General features: G+C 67.2%; 14 protein-coding genes. 11 read left to right on the plus strand and 3 right to left on the minus strand.

The annotated features are described in order from the left end of the window. The first annotated feature begins 8 nt into the window (after positions 1–8). The 6 genes from fdh3B (at position 9) to N5A93_RS10785 (ending at position 5,266) form a co-directional block, all read left to right on the plus strand. Positions 9–602, plus strand: coding sequence for a formate dehydrogenase FDH3 subunit beta (gene fdh3B, locus N5A93_RS10760; RefSeq protein ID WP_268955091.1), 594 nt, complete (start codon positions 9–11; stop codon positions 600–602). 117 nt (positions 603–719) lie between these two features. Beyond that, positions 720–1,973, plus strand: a complete 1,254-nt coding sequence (locus N5A93_RS10765) for a formate dehydrogenase subunit gamma (protein ID WP_268955092.1) — start codon at positions 720–722, stop codon at positions 1,971–1,973. A 3-nt stretch (positions 1,974–1,976) separates the two neighbouring features. Next, positions 1,977–3,308 (plus strand): c-type cytochrome, encoded by a 1,332-nt coding sequence (locus N5A93_RS10770; RefSeq protein ID WP_268955093.1) that lies wholly within the window; start codon positions 1,977–1,979, stop codon positions 3,306–3,308. Position 3,309: 1 nt separating this feature from the next. Continuing rightward, a complete protein-coding gene (locus N5A93_RS10775) occupies positions 3,310–3,447 on the plus strand; it encodes a hypothetical protein (protein WP_268955094.1) in 138 nt (45 codons plus the stop codon). Continuing rightward, positions 3,444–4,817 carry a sigma-54-dependent transcriptional regulator gene (locus N5A93_RS10780; RefSeq protein WP_268955095.1) on the plus strand — a complete coding sequence of 458 codons (1,374 nt, stop codon included), beginning with the start codon at positions 3,444–3,446 and terminating at the stop codon, positions 4,815–4,817. Before N5A93_RS10775 ends, N5A93_RS10780 begins: the two co-directional genes overlap by 4 nt. A 125-nt stretch (positions 4,818–4,942) precedes the next feature. After that, positions 4,943–5,266: a cupin domain-containing protein gene (locus N5A93_RS10785; protein ID WP_268955096.1), complete on the plus strand. Its 324-nt coding sequence runs from the start codon at positions 4,943–4,945 to the stop codon at positions 5,264–5,266. On the opposite strand, the gene N5A93_RS10790 is transcribed toward N5A93_RS10785, so the two are convergent. The 3 genes from N5A93_RS10790 to N5A93_RS10800 form a co-directional block, all read right to left on the minus strand. Next, positions 5,263–5,808 carry a biotin transporter BioY gene (locus N5A93_RS10790; protein ID WP_268955097.1) on the minus strand — a complete coding sequence of 182 codons (546 nt, stop codon included), beginning with the start codon at positions 5,806–5,808 and terminating at the stop codon, positions 5,263–5,265. The genes N5A93_RS10785 and N5A93_RS10790 overlap by 4 nt on opposite strands. 72 nt (positions 5,809–5,880) lie before the next feature. Further along, positions 5,881–6,486 carry an energy-coupling factor transporter transmembrane component T family protein gene (locus N5A93_RS10795; protein ID WP_268955098.1) on the minus strand — a complete coding sequence of 202 codons (606 nt, stop codon included), beginning with the start codon at positions 6,484–6,486 and terminating at the stop codon, positions 5,881–5,883. Further along, positions 6,467–7,252: an energy-coupling factor ABC transporter ATP-binding protein gene (locus N5A93_RS10800; RefSeq protein ID WP_372921204.1), complete on the minus strand. Its 786-nt coding sequence runs from the start codon at positions 7,250–7,252 to the stop codon at positions 6,467–6,469. The genes N5A93_RS10795 and N5A93_RS10800 overlap by 20 nt, the downstream gene beginning before the upstream one ends. Before the next feature lie 110 nt (positions 7,253–7,362). Here N5A93_RS10800 and N5A93_RS10805 point away from each other — a divergent pair, with 110 nt between their 5' ends. From N5A93_RS10805 to N5A93_RS10825, 5 genes are read left to right on the plus strand one after another with little or no spacing between them, the layout of a single operon-like run. Next, positions 7,363–9,816: a Lon protease family protein gene (locus N5A93_RS10805; protein ID WP_268955100.1), complete on the plus strand. Its 2,454-nt coding sequence runs from the start codon at positions 7,363–7,365 to the stop codon at positions 9,814–9,816. Continuing rightward, positions 9,813–10,517 carry a hypothetical protein gene (locus tag N5A93_RS10810; protein WP_268955101.1) on the plus strand — a complete coding sequence of 235 codons (705 nt, stop codon included), beginning with the start codon at positions 9,813–9,815 and terminating at the stop codon, positions 10,515–10,517. The genes N5A93_RS10805 and N5A93_RS10810 overlap by 4 nt, the downstream gene beginning before the upstream one ends. Next, entirely contained in the window at positions 10,514–11,260 is a 747-nt protein-coding gene (locus tag N5A93_RS10815; protein ID WP_268955102.1) for an ABC transporter ATP-binding protein, read from the plus strand. The genes N5A93_RS10810 and N5A93_RS10815 overlap by 4 nt, the downstream gene beginning before the upstream one ends. Positions 11,261–11,266: 6 nt before the next feature. Then, complete coding sequence (locus tag N5A93_RS10820; protein ID WP_268955103.1) at positions 11,267–13,630, plus strand: ABC transporter permease; 2,364 nt, start codon at positions 11,267–11,269, stop codon at positions 13,628–13,630. A 6-nt stretch (positions 13,631–13,636) separates the two neighbouring features. After that, a complete protein-coding gene (locus N5A93_RS10825) occupies positions 13,637–14,860 on the plus strand; it encodes an efflux RND transporter periplasmic adaptor subunit (RefSeq protein ID WP_268955104.1) in 1,224 nt (407 codons plus the stop codon). Positions 14,861–14,875: the final 15 nt, after the last annotated feature.

Below are 14,875 nucleotides of genomic sequence, written 5' to 3' on the forward strand. Positions count from 1 at the left end.
AAACGGAAATGGCCAGAGCAAAATTCCTCTGTGACGCCGAACGCTGCATTGAATGCAACGCCTGCGTCACCGCGTGCAAGAACGAACATGAAGTGCCCTGGGGCATCAACCGGCGCCGGGTCGTGACCATCGAGGATGGCAAACCCGGCGAGCGGTCGATCTCGGTGGCCTGCATGCACTGTTCGGATGCGCCCTGCATGGCGGTCTGTCCCGTGGACTGCTTTTATCAGACCTCGGACGGGGTGGTTCTCCACTCCAAGGATCTGTGCATCGGCTGCGGTTATTGCTTCTACGCGTGCCCGTTCGGCGCGCCGCAATTCCCGCAGGCCGGCAATTTCGGCAGCCGTGGCAAGATGGACAAATGCACCTTCTGCGCCGGCGGTCCCGAAGACAACAACAGCCAGGCCGAGTTCCAGAAATACGGGCGCAACCGGATCGCCGAGGGCAAGTTGCCCATCTGCGCCGAGATGTGTTCGACCAAGGCGCTTCTGGCGGGGGATGGCGACGTCGTGTCGGGTATCTACCGCGAACGCGTCGTGGCCCGCGGCTTCGGCAGCGGCGCCTGGGGCTGGGGCACCGCCTATGAGCAAAAGGGCGGCTGATCCTTCCGGCTTGCGGGGCGCGGTTCACCGCGCCCCCGGCCCGTGACATGCGGGCGGGCGGCCATGTGTGCCGCCCGTCCTGCATTGCCATTCACCTGATATATCGGACAGTTCGCCATGACCCGTCTTCTGTATACGTTTTTCCTGTCACTGCTGCTGGCCGCGCCCCTTGGCGGGCCTGCGATCGCGCAGGACACGGCCTCTGACGCGGCCTCTGACTCAGGCGCCGCCTCGGGTGCCACGCAGGGCGACCGCGCCGCCACCGGCGGCGCGCCCACATTGGAAGACATCCTTGCCCGCCAGCGCGGCGAGACGGTTGATAACAGTTTCCGGCGCGGCACGGGTGAAGGCGGGGTCGAATCCGCGCCCGGCCTCGGCCCTCTGGGCGGGGTGTCGGATTCCGATGTCTGGCGCGATCTGCGCTTCAACGACGCCAACGTAAAGGTTTCGGTCGGGGGCGATGCGGCCAAGGTGCTGGTGCAGGATGCCGGCATGGCCTGGCTGGAATTCCGCCAGGGGCCGCTTGTGACCTATGGCGGCTGGGGCCTGGTGGCGGTGCTGGGGCTGCTGGTGCTGTTCTATCTCCTTCGCGGCAAGATCCGCATCGACGGTGACAAGACCGGCCGCACGGTGACGCGCTTCGCCTTTATCGAACGCTTCGCCCATTGGCTGATGGCGGGGTCCTTCATCGTGCTGGGCATCACCGGGCTGGTCTCGCTCATGGGGCGTCAGTTCCTGATCCCGGCCTTCGGGCACGAGGCGTTCTCGACCATCGCGATCGCGTCCAAATGGGTGCATAACAACTTTGCCTGGGCCTTCATGCTGGGTCTCGTCATGGCTTTCGTCATGTGGGTGGCGCATAACATTCCCAACCGGACCGACCTCAAATGGCTGGCGGTGGGGGGCGGCATCTTCACATCGGGCGTCCATCCCCCGGCGCGCAAGTTCAATGCCGGGCAAAAGCTGATCTTCTGGTCGGTCATGGTGCTGGGCGTGTCGATCTCGGTCTCGGGACTGTCGCTGCTCTTTCCTTTCGAGATTCCGATGTTCGCCAAGACCTTCGTGATCCTCAACGATACCGGGCTGCCGCAGGCGCTGGGCTTTGGCGTGCTGCCCACCGATCTTGCGCCACACCAGGAAATGCAGCTCTCGCAGGCCTGGCACGCGATCGTCGGCTTCGTGCTGATGGGTATCATCCTCGCGCATATCTATATCGGCTCGGTCGGCATGGAAGGTGCGTTCGATGCCATGGGCTCGGGCGAGGTCGAAGAGCAATGGGCGCGCGAACACCACGGCCTGTGGCTCGAGGAGCTTCAGGAAAAGGGCCACGCCCCCGCCAGCGACGGCAAGGCGGCGACACCGGCGGAGTAGCCGATGCGCGGGCTGGCCTTCGCCCTGGTGGTCTGCATGTCCGCGGCCCTTGGCGCCGCCGCGCAGGAGTTCACCACGCTCAAGGGGCATGGCGGCCCGGTCATGGGCGTGGCCCATGACGATGCGCGCGGGCAGGTGGCGACCGCCAGTTTCGACAACTCCGTCGGGCTCTGGCGCGGGCGCGAACCTCGCTGGCTCGAAGGGCATGGCGCGGCGGTCAACACGGTGATCTTCCTCGGGCCGGGGCGCGCGGCCTCGGGGGGCGACGATTTCGCGGTGATCCTGTGGGATCTGGACAGCGGCGCGGCCACCCGGCGCGACGGTCATGAGGGCAAGGTCGCCGCGCTGGCGCGATCGCGCGACGGGGCGCTGCTGGCCTCGGCCAGCTGGGACGGCAGCATCGGCCTCTGGCCGCTGACGGATGCGGCGGGCGCGGCCGCGCCGCGTTTCCTCAAGGGGCATGACGCCGGGGTGAACGCCGTGGCCTTCGGAGCGCGGGGCAGCCGGCTCTATTCGGCCTCGGCGGATGGGACGATCCGGATCTGGAACACCGAGGACGGCAGCAACCGGATTCTCGCCAATCACGGCTTTGGGGTGAACCGCTTCATCCTGGGGCCGGATGACGGCTGGCTGGCCTATGGCGCGGTCGATGGCGTCACCCGCGTGATCGATCCCGAAAGCGGCGCGCAGATCGCCGATTTCTCGCTCGACCGCCGACCGATCCTGTCAATGGCGCATCACGCGCCAAGCGCCCAGCTGGCGGTTGGGGACGGGCATGGCTTCATCATGATGATCGACAGCGCGCAATGGCGCATCACCCGCGATTTCCGCGCCATGCGCCGCGGCCCGGTCTGGGCGCTGGCCTTCGCCGATAACGGCGCCTCGATCCTGGCGGGGGGGCTTGATGACGTGGTCTATTCCTGGCCCGTCGCCATGCTTGACGCATTCGACCCGGCGGGCGGGGAACAACGCAGCTTCCTGCGTGATCCCGACACCATGCCCAATGGCGAGCGCCAGTTCATGCGCAAGTGCTCGGTCTGCCACGCGCTGACGCCACCGCCCTCGCGCAAGGCGGGACCGACGCTTTATGCCGTGTTCGGGCGCAAGGCGGGGGCGCTGCCGGGCTATCCCTATTCCGACACGCTGGCGGGCGCGGATATCACCTGGACCGATGACACGATCGACGCGCTTTTCGATATCGGCCCCGACCATTTCATCCCCGGCTCGAAGATGCCGATGCAGCGCATCACCGACCCCTCCGACCGCGACGACCTCGTCGCCTTCCTGCGCAAGGCAACGGCGCCGGATTCAACATCCCCCCAGAAGGAGAACTGACATGAAAGCGCTCTATGCCGCCCTTGCTGCCTGCGTGGTGATCGCCGTCGCCAGCGATTACATCCTCGACGAGATCGGTTTCTCGAGCCAGGACAGACAATCCGGCGCCGCCGTGCGTCTCGGTGACGCCACCGAATGAGCGCCACAAGCGGCCAGAAGACGGGCGATAGCCGCCCCGGGGACGACTATGGCGAGAACCTCGCCGCCGCCTCGATCCTGGTGATCGACGACGAGCCGGGCATGCGCAATTTCCTGACCAAGGTGCTGACCCCGCGCTGCAAACGCGTGGAGCAGGCGCGCTCGGCGCGCGAGGCGTCGGGCATTCTGGACCAGGCGCATTTCGATCTGGTGATCCTCGACAATGTCATGCCCGAAACATCGGGGCTCGACTGGCTGGTCGAACAGCGCCGCGTCGGGCTGTTCGCCGATGCGATCCTGATCACCGCCTATGCCGATCTTGATACCGCGATCCGGGCGCTGCGGGCGGGGGTTGCGGATTTCGTGCTCAAGCCGTTTCGCGTCAACCAGATCCTCAACGCCGCCGCCCGCGCGCTTGACCGCAAATACCTGCGGCGCGAAAATTATCTCCTGCGCCATGAACTGTCGGAGAACTGCGTCGCGATGAACGCGCGGCTTCTGGGCAATTCCCCGGCCCTGCAATCTGTGCGCGACATGCTGGCGCGGGTGGCGCCGCTGCCCAGTTCGGTGCTGTTCACCGGCGCCAGCGGCACCGGCAAGGAAGTCGCCGCGCGCACGCTGCACGGGCTGTCGGACCGCGCCGACAAGCCTTTCGTGGCGGTGAATTGCGCGGCCATCTCGCCCGATCAGATCGCCGCGGAACTCTTCGGCGTGATCGAGGACGGCACGCGGCGCAAGGACGGGCTGTTTCTGCACGCCGATGGCGGCACGCTGTTTCTGGACGAGGTGGCGCAACTGCCCCAACAGGTGCAGGCGACGCTCTTGCGCGTGCTCGAGGATCACCGCGTACGCCCCGCCGGGGCCGAGCGCGACATCCCGCTCGACCTGCGCTTCCTCTTCGCCACCAATGCCGATCTTCACGGGGCGGTGGCGGCGGGGCGGTTTCGCGCCGACCTTTTCCACCGGCTCGATGTGTTCCGCATCGAAATGCCCCCGCTCAGGGAACGCAGCGAGGATATCGTCGAACTCGCGGCCTTCTTCATGAGTGAATTCTCGCGCAGCCTGGGCCTGCCCAGGCTCGATCTCAACCAGGAGGTGCTGCTCAAGCTCAGCCGCCATGACTGGCCCGGCAATGTGCGCGAATTGCGCAACCTGATCGAGCGCTCGGTGATCCTCGGGGCGTTTCCGGCCGAGTTTTCGGGCGCGGGTGCGATCACCGGCGCCGAGGCGATCGAAACCCTCGAACTGGTGGAACAGCGCCATATCCTCAACGTGCTTGACGCCTGCGACGGCAACCGCGCCGAGGCCGCCCGCCGCCTTGGCGTGTCGCGCAAGACTGTCGATCGCAAATGCGCGGCCTGGGGAATATAGCGCCGGGGCTGGGCGGTGCCGTGATGATTGATCCCTGAATGCGCGCGGCGGCTGACGGTGCTTGCCAAGCCATCGCGACCCGGTAAGCTGCGCGCGATTGTTTTCGGATTTTCAGGAGACCGCACATGTCAGACCGCCCCGAAGCAAAGCCCGAGATTCTGACCGACACCGCCCAGCATCGCGTCACCCGTTTCGATTTCGAACCCGGTGCCGAAACCGGCTGGCATGTCCATGGTTTCGATTACGTCATCGTCGCGCTCAGCGAATGCCGCATGAAGCTGGAAATGCCCGACGGCACGGCGAACGAGGTCACCTTGCCGCCGGGGCGCACCTATCACCGGCCTACCGGCATCGAGCATAACGTGATCAATGCCGGCGCGCAGCCGATGGCCTTTGTCGAGATCGAATACAAGACGCCGCTCGATTTCGATCGCCTCGAAGGCGCTTAACCGCGCGACAGCACGCTGGCCGGACGCGCCTTGAGCAACGACGCGGTCAGCGCGGCGGCCAGCCCGGCCTTGATCAGATCGCCCGGAACGAAGGGCGTGACCAGCAGTGCGGATTCGGCGATGGTCTTGTCCAGCGTGACCGACATGCCGATGATGCCAAAGACGTAAAGCACCGGGATACCGCCGATCACCGCGCCGATGAAGGCGGCGGTCAGGATCGGGGTGTTGCGCATCCGCTCGACGATCCAGCCGGCCACGAAGGCGGCAATCGGAAAGCCCACCAGGAAGCCGACGGTCGGCCCGACGAACACACCCAGACCGCCACGGCCACCCGCCAGCAGCGGCAGGCCAAGCGCCACCAGCGCCAGGAACAACAGCACCGCCAGCGCGCCGCGCCGCGCGCCCAGAACCGTGCCGCACAGCATGATGCCCATGCCCTGCGCCGTGATCGGCACGCCCGAGGCAAGGGTGAATTGCGGGACAAGCCCCAGCACCGCGATCAGCGCGGCGAAAAGGGCGATAAGTGTGATCTGACGTTCCATGTCGCGTTTCCTTCTGTCTGTCCGTTTTCTGGTTATTCTGTTCGCTTTGTTGTTCGTTCGTCCGCCTGCGGCTCACTCCGCGTCGAAACCGCCGCGTGCGCGCAGCGCCTCGGCCACATGTTCCGCGTCGTCGATCGCCACCAGCGCAATCGGCAGCGCCACCTGCCAGCCCGCGCGGCGCGGGCTGCGCGCGCGCCAAGCCTCGATCAGGTTGCGCGCCTTGGCCAGCAGCACCGGAATGAAGCGCACCACCAGCACAATCGCGAAACCGATCGGCGCGGTCCTGATCCCCAACCGCCTGAGCGGCGACAACAGCCACATCACCACCTCGACCATGTCGTCGAAACGCGTGGTCATCGTGACCAGATTCGCCAGCGCCACCGCCGCCGTCAGGCGCAGTGCAATCACCAGTCCGGCAAGGGTGTCCTGCGTCAGCACATGCCAGGCCAGCACCAGCGCCACGAAGACCCAGACCGGTTTCAGCAGCCTTAGGCCATCCTTGGCGAATTGGCGTCCCGCCGCAAGGTAAAGTGCGGCGACCGCCGCGTTGGCCGCCGCCATCGCGGCCAGGCTGTCCAGCATGAACAGCCCCACCGTCGCCGCGCATAAAAGCGCCAGTTTCGCGCCCGCGCGGATCGGGTGATAGGGCGTGCGGATATCAGAGGTCAGCGTCAGCATCATCCACCTCCTGCATCGCCGCAAGGTACCGCGCCAGCGTTTCTTCGGCAGGGCCGTCGGCGGCGACCTGCCCGCCCTCCAGCCAGATCACCCGGTCATAGGATTGCAGCGCGCCGATGTCATGCGAGACCTGAATCAACGTGACCGGCAGCGCCTCGAGATAGCGGCGCAAGGCGCGGATCGTCGGGATGTCGAGACCCGCGAAGGGCTCGTCCAGCACGATCACGCGCGGCTCCATCGCCAGCACCGCCATCAGGCAGACAAGGTGGCGCTGTCCCTGCGAGAGGCCGTCGACCGCGCGCTCTGCCCAGTCGCCGCGCCCGAACTGCGCCAGCATGGCGCGCGCGCCTTCACGCGCCTCGGCCTTGGATCGGCCCAATTGGCGCAGACCAAAGGCCAGCTCCTCTTCGACGGTGGGAAAGATGATCTGGTGGTCGGGGTTCTGAAACAGGATGCCGACCGTGCGGATCGCCGCCTTGCGGTCGGTGCAGACATCCACGCCCGCCACCGTGACGCGCCCCGCATCGGGCGCGATCAGCCCCGCGATCAGCCGCGCCAGCGTGGTCTTGCCCGAGCCATTGCGCCCGACGATCCCGACGCGGCGCGAATCAAGCGCCAGCGTCAGGTCGCGCAGCACCTCGCGCGCGCCGAAACGCACGCTCACGCCCTCCAGACGCACCTGATCCTTCGCAGTTTGCACTGGCGTCCTCGTTCTTGTCCCACGCCTTTCGCTGGGGCCTGTGCATAGCGCCCGCCTTGCCGACATGCCAGCGCAAAGGCCGTGCGCTTTCCTGATTTGAGTCAAGACGCAAGGCGCGTATCGCGTTAGAGTGGGCGTGCGTCCCGATCTGCAATTACAGAAGGTTTCGCCCGCTCATGAATAACCCTGCCGATCCTGCCCATCCCGCTCCGCTGCCCGCCACCGCGCTTCACGTGCCGGTCCCTGTGGCGGATTTCGATTTTTCCACCACTGCCGATCTGCCCGCTGAAACCGGCTGGCTGGGGCAGGACCGCGCGGTCGATGCGATCCGCATGGCCGCCAGCATCCGGCACGGCGATTTCAATGCCTTCGTGCTGGGCACGCCGGGCACCGGGCGCCACCGGATCGTGGATGCGATCCTGGCCGAGGCGGCGGCGGGGCGCGCGCGCCCCAATGACTGGGTCTATGTCAATAATTTCGACACCCCCCACAAACCCACCGCCATCGAACTGCCGCCCGGCATCGCCGTGCGCCTGCGCAAGGCGATGGAGGCGCTGGTGGACGATCTGGCCAACGCCATCCCCGCGCTTTTTGAATCCGAGGATTACCAATCGCGCCGCAACACCATCGAACAGGGCTTCGCCGACGAACACGAAGAGGCGATGTCGGACCTCTTCGAGCGCGCCCGCGCCCGCAATGTCGCCATCCTGCGCACCCCCATGGGCTTTACCGTCACAGGCCTGCATGACGGCGAGGTGCTGACCCCCGACAAGTACAACGCCCTCACCGAGGCCGAACAGCAAGAGATCGACGCCGCCGTCGACGAGATACAGGACGCTCTGGGCGAGATCCTGAAAGCCGCCCCGGCGCGCGAAAAGGAACATCGCCGCCAGGTCGAGGAGCTGAACTACGAAATGGCCCGCGCCGGGGTCGAGGACGCCATTGCCGACGTGACCGCCGCGCTGCCCGAAATCGACGCGCTGCGCGCCTATCTGGAAACCGTGCGCGCCGACCTGATCGAGAACGCGCAGATTTTCTTGATGCGCGACGACCAGATGCAGGGCGGCCCGTTCCCCGGCGCGACCTCCAAGCATTACACCCGCCCCCAGTTCCAGCGCTACGCCGTCAACGTGATCGTCGGCGATGGCCATGCGGCGCAGGACGGTGGCGCGCCGGTGATCCGCGAAACCCTGCCGACGCTGGGCAACCTGATCGGGCGCATCGAATACGCGTCCGAAATGGGCGCGCTGGTGACCAATTTCACCATGATCCGCCCCGGCGCGCTGCATCGCGCCAATGGCGGTTTCATCGTGCTCGACGCGCTTCATGTGCTGAGCGAGCCCTTCGCCTGGGATGCGCTCAAACGCTGCCTGCGCACAGGGGAGATCTCGATCTATTCCCCCGGCGAGCGCCTGAGCCTCGTCTCGACGGTCTCGCTCGATCCCGACCCGATCCCGCTCAGGACCCGTGTGATCCTGGTGGGCGAGCGGCTGCACTACTACCTGCTCTCGGCGCTCGATCCGGATTTCGCGCATCTCTTCAAGCTCGAGGCCGATCTCGACGATCACCTGCCCGACGACGCCTCCGCGCGCCAGGGCTTTGCCCGCATGATCGGAACGATCGCGCGCAAGGCCGGTATCCGGCCGCTCGATGCGGCGGCGGTTGCCGCAACCCTGCGCGAGGCCAGCCGCATTGCCGGTGACGCCGAACGCCTGACGCTCAATACCGATACGCTTTCGGACATCCTGCGCGAGGCCGACCACTGGGCCGATGGCAACGGCCACGCCGCGATCACCCCGCGCGATATCGAAAAGGCGCTGCATGAACGCGAGCGCCGCGCCAGCCGGATTCGCGAACTCAGCCATGAATCGATCACCCGCGACACCGTGCTGATCGACACCGATGGCACGGCCACCGGCCAGATCAACGCGCTTTCCGTGCTTCAGATCGGCGGCTATGCCTTCGGGCGGCCCTCGCGGCTGACGGCGCGGACCCGTATGGGCGGCGGCAAACTTGTCGATATCGAACGCGAGACCGAACTCGGGGGGGCGATCCATTCCAAGGGGGTGCTGATCCTTCAGGGGTATCTGGCCGCCAATTACGCGACCGACATGCCGATGTCGCTCTGGGCCAGCCTGGTGTTCGAGCAAAGCTATGGCGGGGTCGATGGCGACAGCGCCTCGGCGGCCGAACTGCTGGCGCTGATCTCTTCGCTGGCCGAGGCCCCGATCGACCAATCCTTCGCCATCACCGGCTCGATCAACCAGTTCGGGGCGATCCAGGCTATCGGCGGGGTCAATGAAAAGATCGAAGGCTTCTTCGACATCTGCGACGCGCGTGGCCTCACGGGGCGTCAGGGCGTGCTTATCCCGGCCGCCAATACCAAGCACCTCGCCCTGCGCCGCCGGGTGATCGAGGCGGTCGAGGCGGGCAGCTTCCGCATCATTCCCGTCTCCCGTCTCGACGAGGCCATCGCATTTTTGATGGGGGCCGGGGCAGGGGAGCGCGGTGCGGACGGGGCCTATCCCGAAGGCAGCATCAACGCGCGCGTCGAAGCCCGGCTGCGCGGTTTCGCCGATGCGCGGCGCGCCTATGGGCGCACGGTCCTTGAACAGGGGGGCAAGTCATGACCCCCGAAACCCGCCGCGCCCGCGTGATCCTTGGCGCGACCTGCTATGTCGATGCCGAGGGCGCGATCCGCGTCGCGGTCGAGGTCGCCCGCCAGATGGGTGCCGACCTGCACGGCGTGCTGGTCACGGACGAGGCGATCATGGCCGCCGCATCGACGCCGCGGGCGCGCAGCATCGGTTTTACCGGCGCGCAGGTGCTCGAGGTGACGGCGGCGCGGATGCAGGCGGCGTTTCGCGCCGATGCCCGCCGCTTTGAGCGCCGGTTGCAGCGCGCCGCGCAGGCGGCCTCGCTGGCGGCGGCGTTCCGCCAGATGCATGGGCGGCTTGTGACCGCGCTCGATCAGGGCGCGGGCGCGGGCGATGTGCTGATCTACGGATTTTCCCGCGATCCCGGCAGCACCGATTGCGTGGCGCTCATCGCCGGGGCGTTGCCGCCTGCCTCAGGGCTTGCGGCGCTGGCCGCGCGGCTCGCACAGGAGGCCGGCAAGCCGCTTCTCACCTTTGCGCCCCCCGGAATCGGCGGGCCGGATACCGTTACCTGGGAGGGTCCCGACGCTCTCTTGGCGCGGCTGGAGCGCCACCGCCCGGCGGCGGTGATCGCCGCCGCGCCGCGCAGCGACCTGCCGCCCTTGGCACGCCTGCTCGATGCCGCGCGCTGCCCGCTCATCCTGCAAGCGCACGCGCCGGACAGCGATTCATGAATGCCGTCACCGATGCGCCCGGACCTGACGGTCCTGCGCCCGAGGTGATGTTTCGTACCGAAGGGCTGACCAAGGTCTATGACAGCGGCCTGACCAAGGTGCATGCGCTGGCCGGGGTGGATCTCGAACTTTACGGCGGCGAGTTGTCGGTGCTGCTTGGCCCGTCGGGCTCGGGCAAATCCACGCTGCTCAATATCCTGGGCGGGCTCGATCACGCCAGCGCCGGGCATGTCTGGTTCCGCGACCTTGAACTCACCGGGCTCGGGGATCGCGGCCTGACCCGCTATCGGCGCGATCACGTCGGGTTCGTCTTTCAGTTCTACAACCTCGTGGCCAGTCTCACGGCGCGCGAGAACGTGCAACTCGTGACCGATGTGGCGCGCGATCCGATGTCGCCCGAAGAGGCGCTTGAACAGGTCGGGCTGGGGGCGCGGATGGATCACTTCCCCGCCGAGATGTCAGGCGGCGAGCAGCAGCGCGTCGCCATCGCCCGCGCCATCGCCAAGCGCCCCGAGGTGCTGCTTTGCGACGAACCGACCGGCGCGCTCGACAGCAAGACCGGGGTGCAGGTGCTCGAGGCGCTGCGCGAGATCAACGAAAGGCTGGGCACGACCACCGCGGTCATCACCCACAACGCCGAAATCCGCCGCATGGCGCATCGGGTGATCTGGTTCCGCGACGGGCAGATCGAGCGCGTCGAGACCAACGCCGAACGCATCGCCCCGGCGGATATCCACTGGTAGGGCATGATGGACGCGCTCGACAAGAAGCTCCTGCGCGATTTTCGCCGCCTCTGGGCGCAGGCGCTGGCCATCGCGCTGGTGCTGGCCTGCGGCGTGGCGATCCTGATGACCACCTTCGGGATGTATGGCGCCCTCGAGGACACCCGCGCCGCCTATTACGAGCGCAACCGCTTTGCCGATGTCTTCGCCGGGGCCAACCGTGCCCCGGATTCCATTCTCTCCGACATTCGCGCCATCCCCGGCGTGCGTCAGGCCGAGGCGCGGGTGGTAAAGCATGTGATTCTCGATGTTCCGGGGCGGCTTGAAACGGTCACGGGGCGAATGATCTCGCTGCCCGAAACGGGTGCCGCGCTGCTCAATCGCCCGGTGCTGCGCAACGGCCGTCTGCCGGACCCCGCCGCCACCGGCGAGGTGGCGGTGAACGAGCCCTTCGCGAATGCCAACGGGCTGCGCCCCGGCGACAGTTTCACCGCCAATCTGGGCGGGCGCAAGCGGGTGCTGACCCTGACCGGGACGCTGCTTTCGCCCGAATTCATCTACACGATCGGCCCCGGCGCGATGATGCCGGACGCCGAGACCTTCGGCATCCTCTGGGTGCCCGCGCGCGTCGCCGATGCGGCTTTCGACATGCAGGGCGCCTTCAACGATCTGTCGCTCAAGCTCGACCCCCGCGCGCCCCAGGCCGAGGTGATCGACCGGCTCGATATATTGCTCGATCCCTATGGCGGCACCGGCGCGTATGGGCGCGCCATCCAGACATCGCACAGTTTCGTCGATGCCGAGATCGAACAGCTGCGCAGCACCGCCATCATCCTGCCGCCGATCTTCTTCGGTATCACCGCCTTTCTGGTGGGCATGGTGATCGGGCGGATCATCGCGCTGGAACGCGCCGAGATCGGACTGCTCAAGGCGATCGGCTACAGCGATGTGGAAATCTGCGTTCATTACCTGATGCTGGCGGGTCTGGTGGCGGTGGTGGGGACGCTTCTGGGCTGGGCGGTGGGCACCTGGCTTTCGGGTGCGCTGGCGCGGCTTTACGCGCAGTTCTTCGACTTTCCCTACCTCATCTACCGCATCGCCTATGACGCCTATGCGATCTCGGGGCTGCTGGCGCTGGCCAGCGCCGCGCTCGGGGCGGCGCGCAGCGCGCTCCATGCCGCGCGCCTCGCGCCCGCGACGGCGATGTCGCCGCCCGCACCGCCCCGCTTCAGCCGCGGTCTGCTGGATCGCGCATTATCGCGCCTGCGCCTCTCGCAGCCGGTGATGATGATCCTGCGCAGCCTCATGCGCTGGCCGGTGCGTTCGGGGCTGACAACGCTTGGCCTGTCGCTGGCGGTGGCGGTGCTGGTGGCTTCCAGCTTCTTTTCGGACGCGCTCGACACGATCCTCGACAAGGCCTTCTATCAATCCAACCGGCAGGACGCGATGCTGCTGTTTTCGCCGGGCCTGCGCGACGACGCTCTTCAGGATGTCGCCAATCTGCCGGGAGTGCTGATGGCCGAGGGCCAGCAATTCCAGCCCGCCACCCTGCGCCACGGCCACCTTGAAAAGGACACCGCCCTCGAGGCCCGCCCCCCCGGTGCCAGCCTTTCGCGCATCGTGGACACGGCGGGGCAGGCGATCGACGCGCCCCCCGGCGCGATCCTCCTGTCCGAACGCCTTGCGGCACAGCTTGAAGCCCGCCCCGGCGACGTGATCGCGATCGAATTTCCCGACGGGCGCGACGAAATCCACCACCTGCCCGTCGCCGGGCTGGTCACGCAATATGTCGGGCTGGGCGCCTATGTGGACAGCGCCACGCTTGACCGCCTCAAACGCCAGTCGCCGCGCATCACCGCCGCCAACCTGCTGATCGACGATGCCGCCCTGCCGCAGCTTCATGCGGTGCTCAAGGACATGCCCGAACTTGGCGGGCTGGTCATGCTGACCCGCATGCGCCGCTCATTCGAGGACACGATCCGGCGCAACGTCACCACCATGACCACGGTCTATATCTCCATCGCGGTGCTGATCACTGTCGGCGTCGCCTATAACGGCGCACGCATCCAGCTTTCCGAACGCGCCCGCGAACTCGCGAGCCTGCGCATCCTCGGCTTCACGCGGGGCGAGGTCTCCTTCGTGCTGATCGGGGAAACCATGCTGCTGGCGCTGCTGGCGCAGCCACTGGGCTGGGCGCTGGGCTGGCTGATCTCGGCGGCGCTGGCGCGCGGCTCCGCCTCGGATCTCTACTCCGTGCCCCTTGTTCTGGAACCCGCCGGCTTCGCCCGCGCCAGCCTCGTGGTGCTGGCCGCGTCGCTTGGGGCCGCCCTGCTGGTGCGCCGCCGCCTTGATGGTCTTGACCTTGTCGCTGTCATGAAAACACGGGAATAATGCATCATGCCTTTCAAAGCCCGCAATGTCCTTCTCTATGGTCTTGGTGCCGCCGCCGCGCTCGGGCTTGGCTGGCTGGCGCTGCGCAGCGATCCGGTGCCGGTCGACCTTTACAAGCTGACCCGCGCGCCCATGCAGGTGACGGTCAACGCCGATGCCCGCACCCGCATCGCCGAAATCTACGAGGTCTCCGCGCCGATCGCGGGGATCGCCCGCCGCTCGCCCGTGCGCGAGGGCGATCCGGTCATCGCCGGTGAAACCGTGGTCGCCATTGTCGAACCCGCCGCCTCGGGCCTGCTGGACATGCGCAGCCGCATTCAGGCCGAAGCCGCCGTGCGCGAGGCCGAAGCCGCGCTTGTCTCGGCGCGCAGTTCGCTGCGCCAGGCCGAGGAAGAGCTGAACTACGCGCGCACCGATCACGAGCGCACCCGCACGCTGGTGGAGCGTGGCGTCGCCTCGATCACCCGGCTCGAGGACGCCGAGCAACGCCTGCGCACCGCCGAGGCCGGGGCCGACGCCGCCGCCTCGAATCTCGAACGCGCCAACGGTGCGCTCGACCGGGTGCGCGCGGCGCTGATCGAACCGGGCGACGATCCCGCGCAACCTTCGTCCTGCTGTGTGAACCTTCATGCCCCGGTGGATGGAAGGGTGCTCAGGATCGAAACGATCAGCGAACGCCCCGTCACGGCGGGCACGCGGCTCTTGTCGGTGGGGCGGCCCGAGGATCTGGAAATCGTGGCTGATCTTCTCTCGACCGATGCCGTGCGCCTTCGCCCCGGCGCGCGCGCCGTGGTCGAACGCTGGGGCGGGGCCGGGACGCTGGCGGCGGAACTGACCAAGATCGAACCCTCGGGCTATACAAAGGTGTCCGCGCTCGGGATCGAGGAACAGCGCGTTGATGTGGTCTTCGACCTCGTGACCCCGGTCGCGGAACGTGCAGGGCTTGGCGACGGGTTCTCCGTCTTTCTGCGCATTGTCGAATGGGAGGCCGATGATGTCCTCCAGGTGCCTCTGGGCGCGATCTTCCGTCAGGGGCGGGACTGGGCGGTGTTCGTCGCCGACAAGGACGACACCGCGCGCCTTCAGGTGATCGAACTGGGGCGGCGCAACGAGACCGGCGCTCAGGTGCTTTCGGGGCTCGAGGCCGGGCAGCGGGTCATCACCCATCCTTCCGATGCCATCCGCGACGGGGTCAGGATCGTGCCGCGCGACGCCGAGCAGGGCGCGTGACCCGGCACCGCGCGC

This window comes from Roseovarius salincola (assembly GCF_026891095.1).
GTDB lineage: Bacteria > Pseudomonadota > Alphaproteobacteria > Rhodobacterales > Rhodobacteraceae > Roseovarius > Roseovarius salincola.

Bases quoted from the DNA above. Each gene is read 5' to 3' on its own strand.
- fdh3B (WP_268955091.1), top strand. From the start codon at position 9: ATGGCCAGAGCAAAATTCCTCTGTGACGCCGAACGCTGCATTGAATGC.
- N5A93_RS10765 (WP_268955092.1), top strand. From the start codon at position 720: ATGACCCGTCTTCTGTATACGTTTTTCCTGTCACTGCTGCTGGCCGCG.
- N5A93_RS10770 (WP_268955093.1), top strand. From the start codon at position 1,977: ATGCGCGGGCTGGCCTTCGCCCTGGTGGTCTGCATGTCCGCGGCCCTT.
- N5A93_RS10775 (WP_268955094.1), top strand. From the start codon at position 3,310: ATGAAAGCGCTCTATGCCGCCCTTGCTGCCTGCGTGGTGATCGCCGTC.
- N5A93_RS10780 (WP_268955095.1), top strand. From the start codon at position 3,444: ATGAGCGCCACAAGCGGCCAGAAGACGGGCGATAGCCGCCCCGGGGAC.
- N5A93_RS10785 (WP_268955096.1), top strand. From the start codon at position 4,943: ATGTCAGACCGCCCCGAAGCAAAGCCCGAGATTCTGACCGACACCGCC.
- N5A93_RS10790 (WP_268955097.1), bottom strand. From the start codon at position 5,808: ATGGAACGTCAGATCACACTTATCGCCCTTTTCGCCGCGCTGATCGCG.
- N5A93_RS10795 (WP_268955098.1), bottom strand. From the start codon at position 6,486: ATGCTGACGCTGACCTCTGATATCCGCACGCCCTATCACCCGATCCGC.
- N5A93_RS10800 (WP_372921204.1), bottom strand. From the start codon at position 7,252: ATGTCGGCAAGGCGGGCGCTATGCACAGGCCCCAGCGAAAGGCGTGGG.
- N5A93_RS10805 (WP_268955100.1), top strand. From the start codon at position 7,363: ATGAATAACCCTGCCGATCCTGCCCATCCCGCTCCGCTGCCCGCCACC.
- N5A93_RS10810 (WP_268955101.1), top strand. From the start codon at position 9,813: ATGACCCCCGAAACCCGCCGCGCCCGCGTGATCCTTGGCGCGACCTGC.
- N5A93_RS10815 (WP_268955102.1), top strand. From the start codon at position 10,514: ATGAATGCCGTCACCGATGCGCCCGGACCTGACGGTCCTGCGCCCGAG.
- N5A93_RS10820 (WP_268955103.1), top strand. From the start codon at position 11,267: ATGGACGCGCTCGACAAGAAGCTCCTGCGCGATTTTCGCCGCCTCTGG.
- N5A93_RS10825 (WP_268955104.1), top strand. From the start codon at position 13,637: ATGCCTTTCAAAGCCCGCAATGTCCTTCTCTATGGTCTTGGTGCCGCC.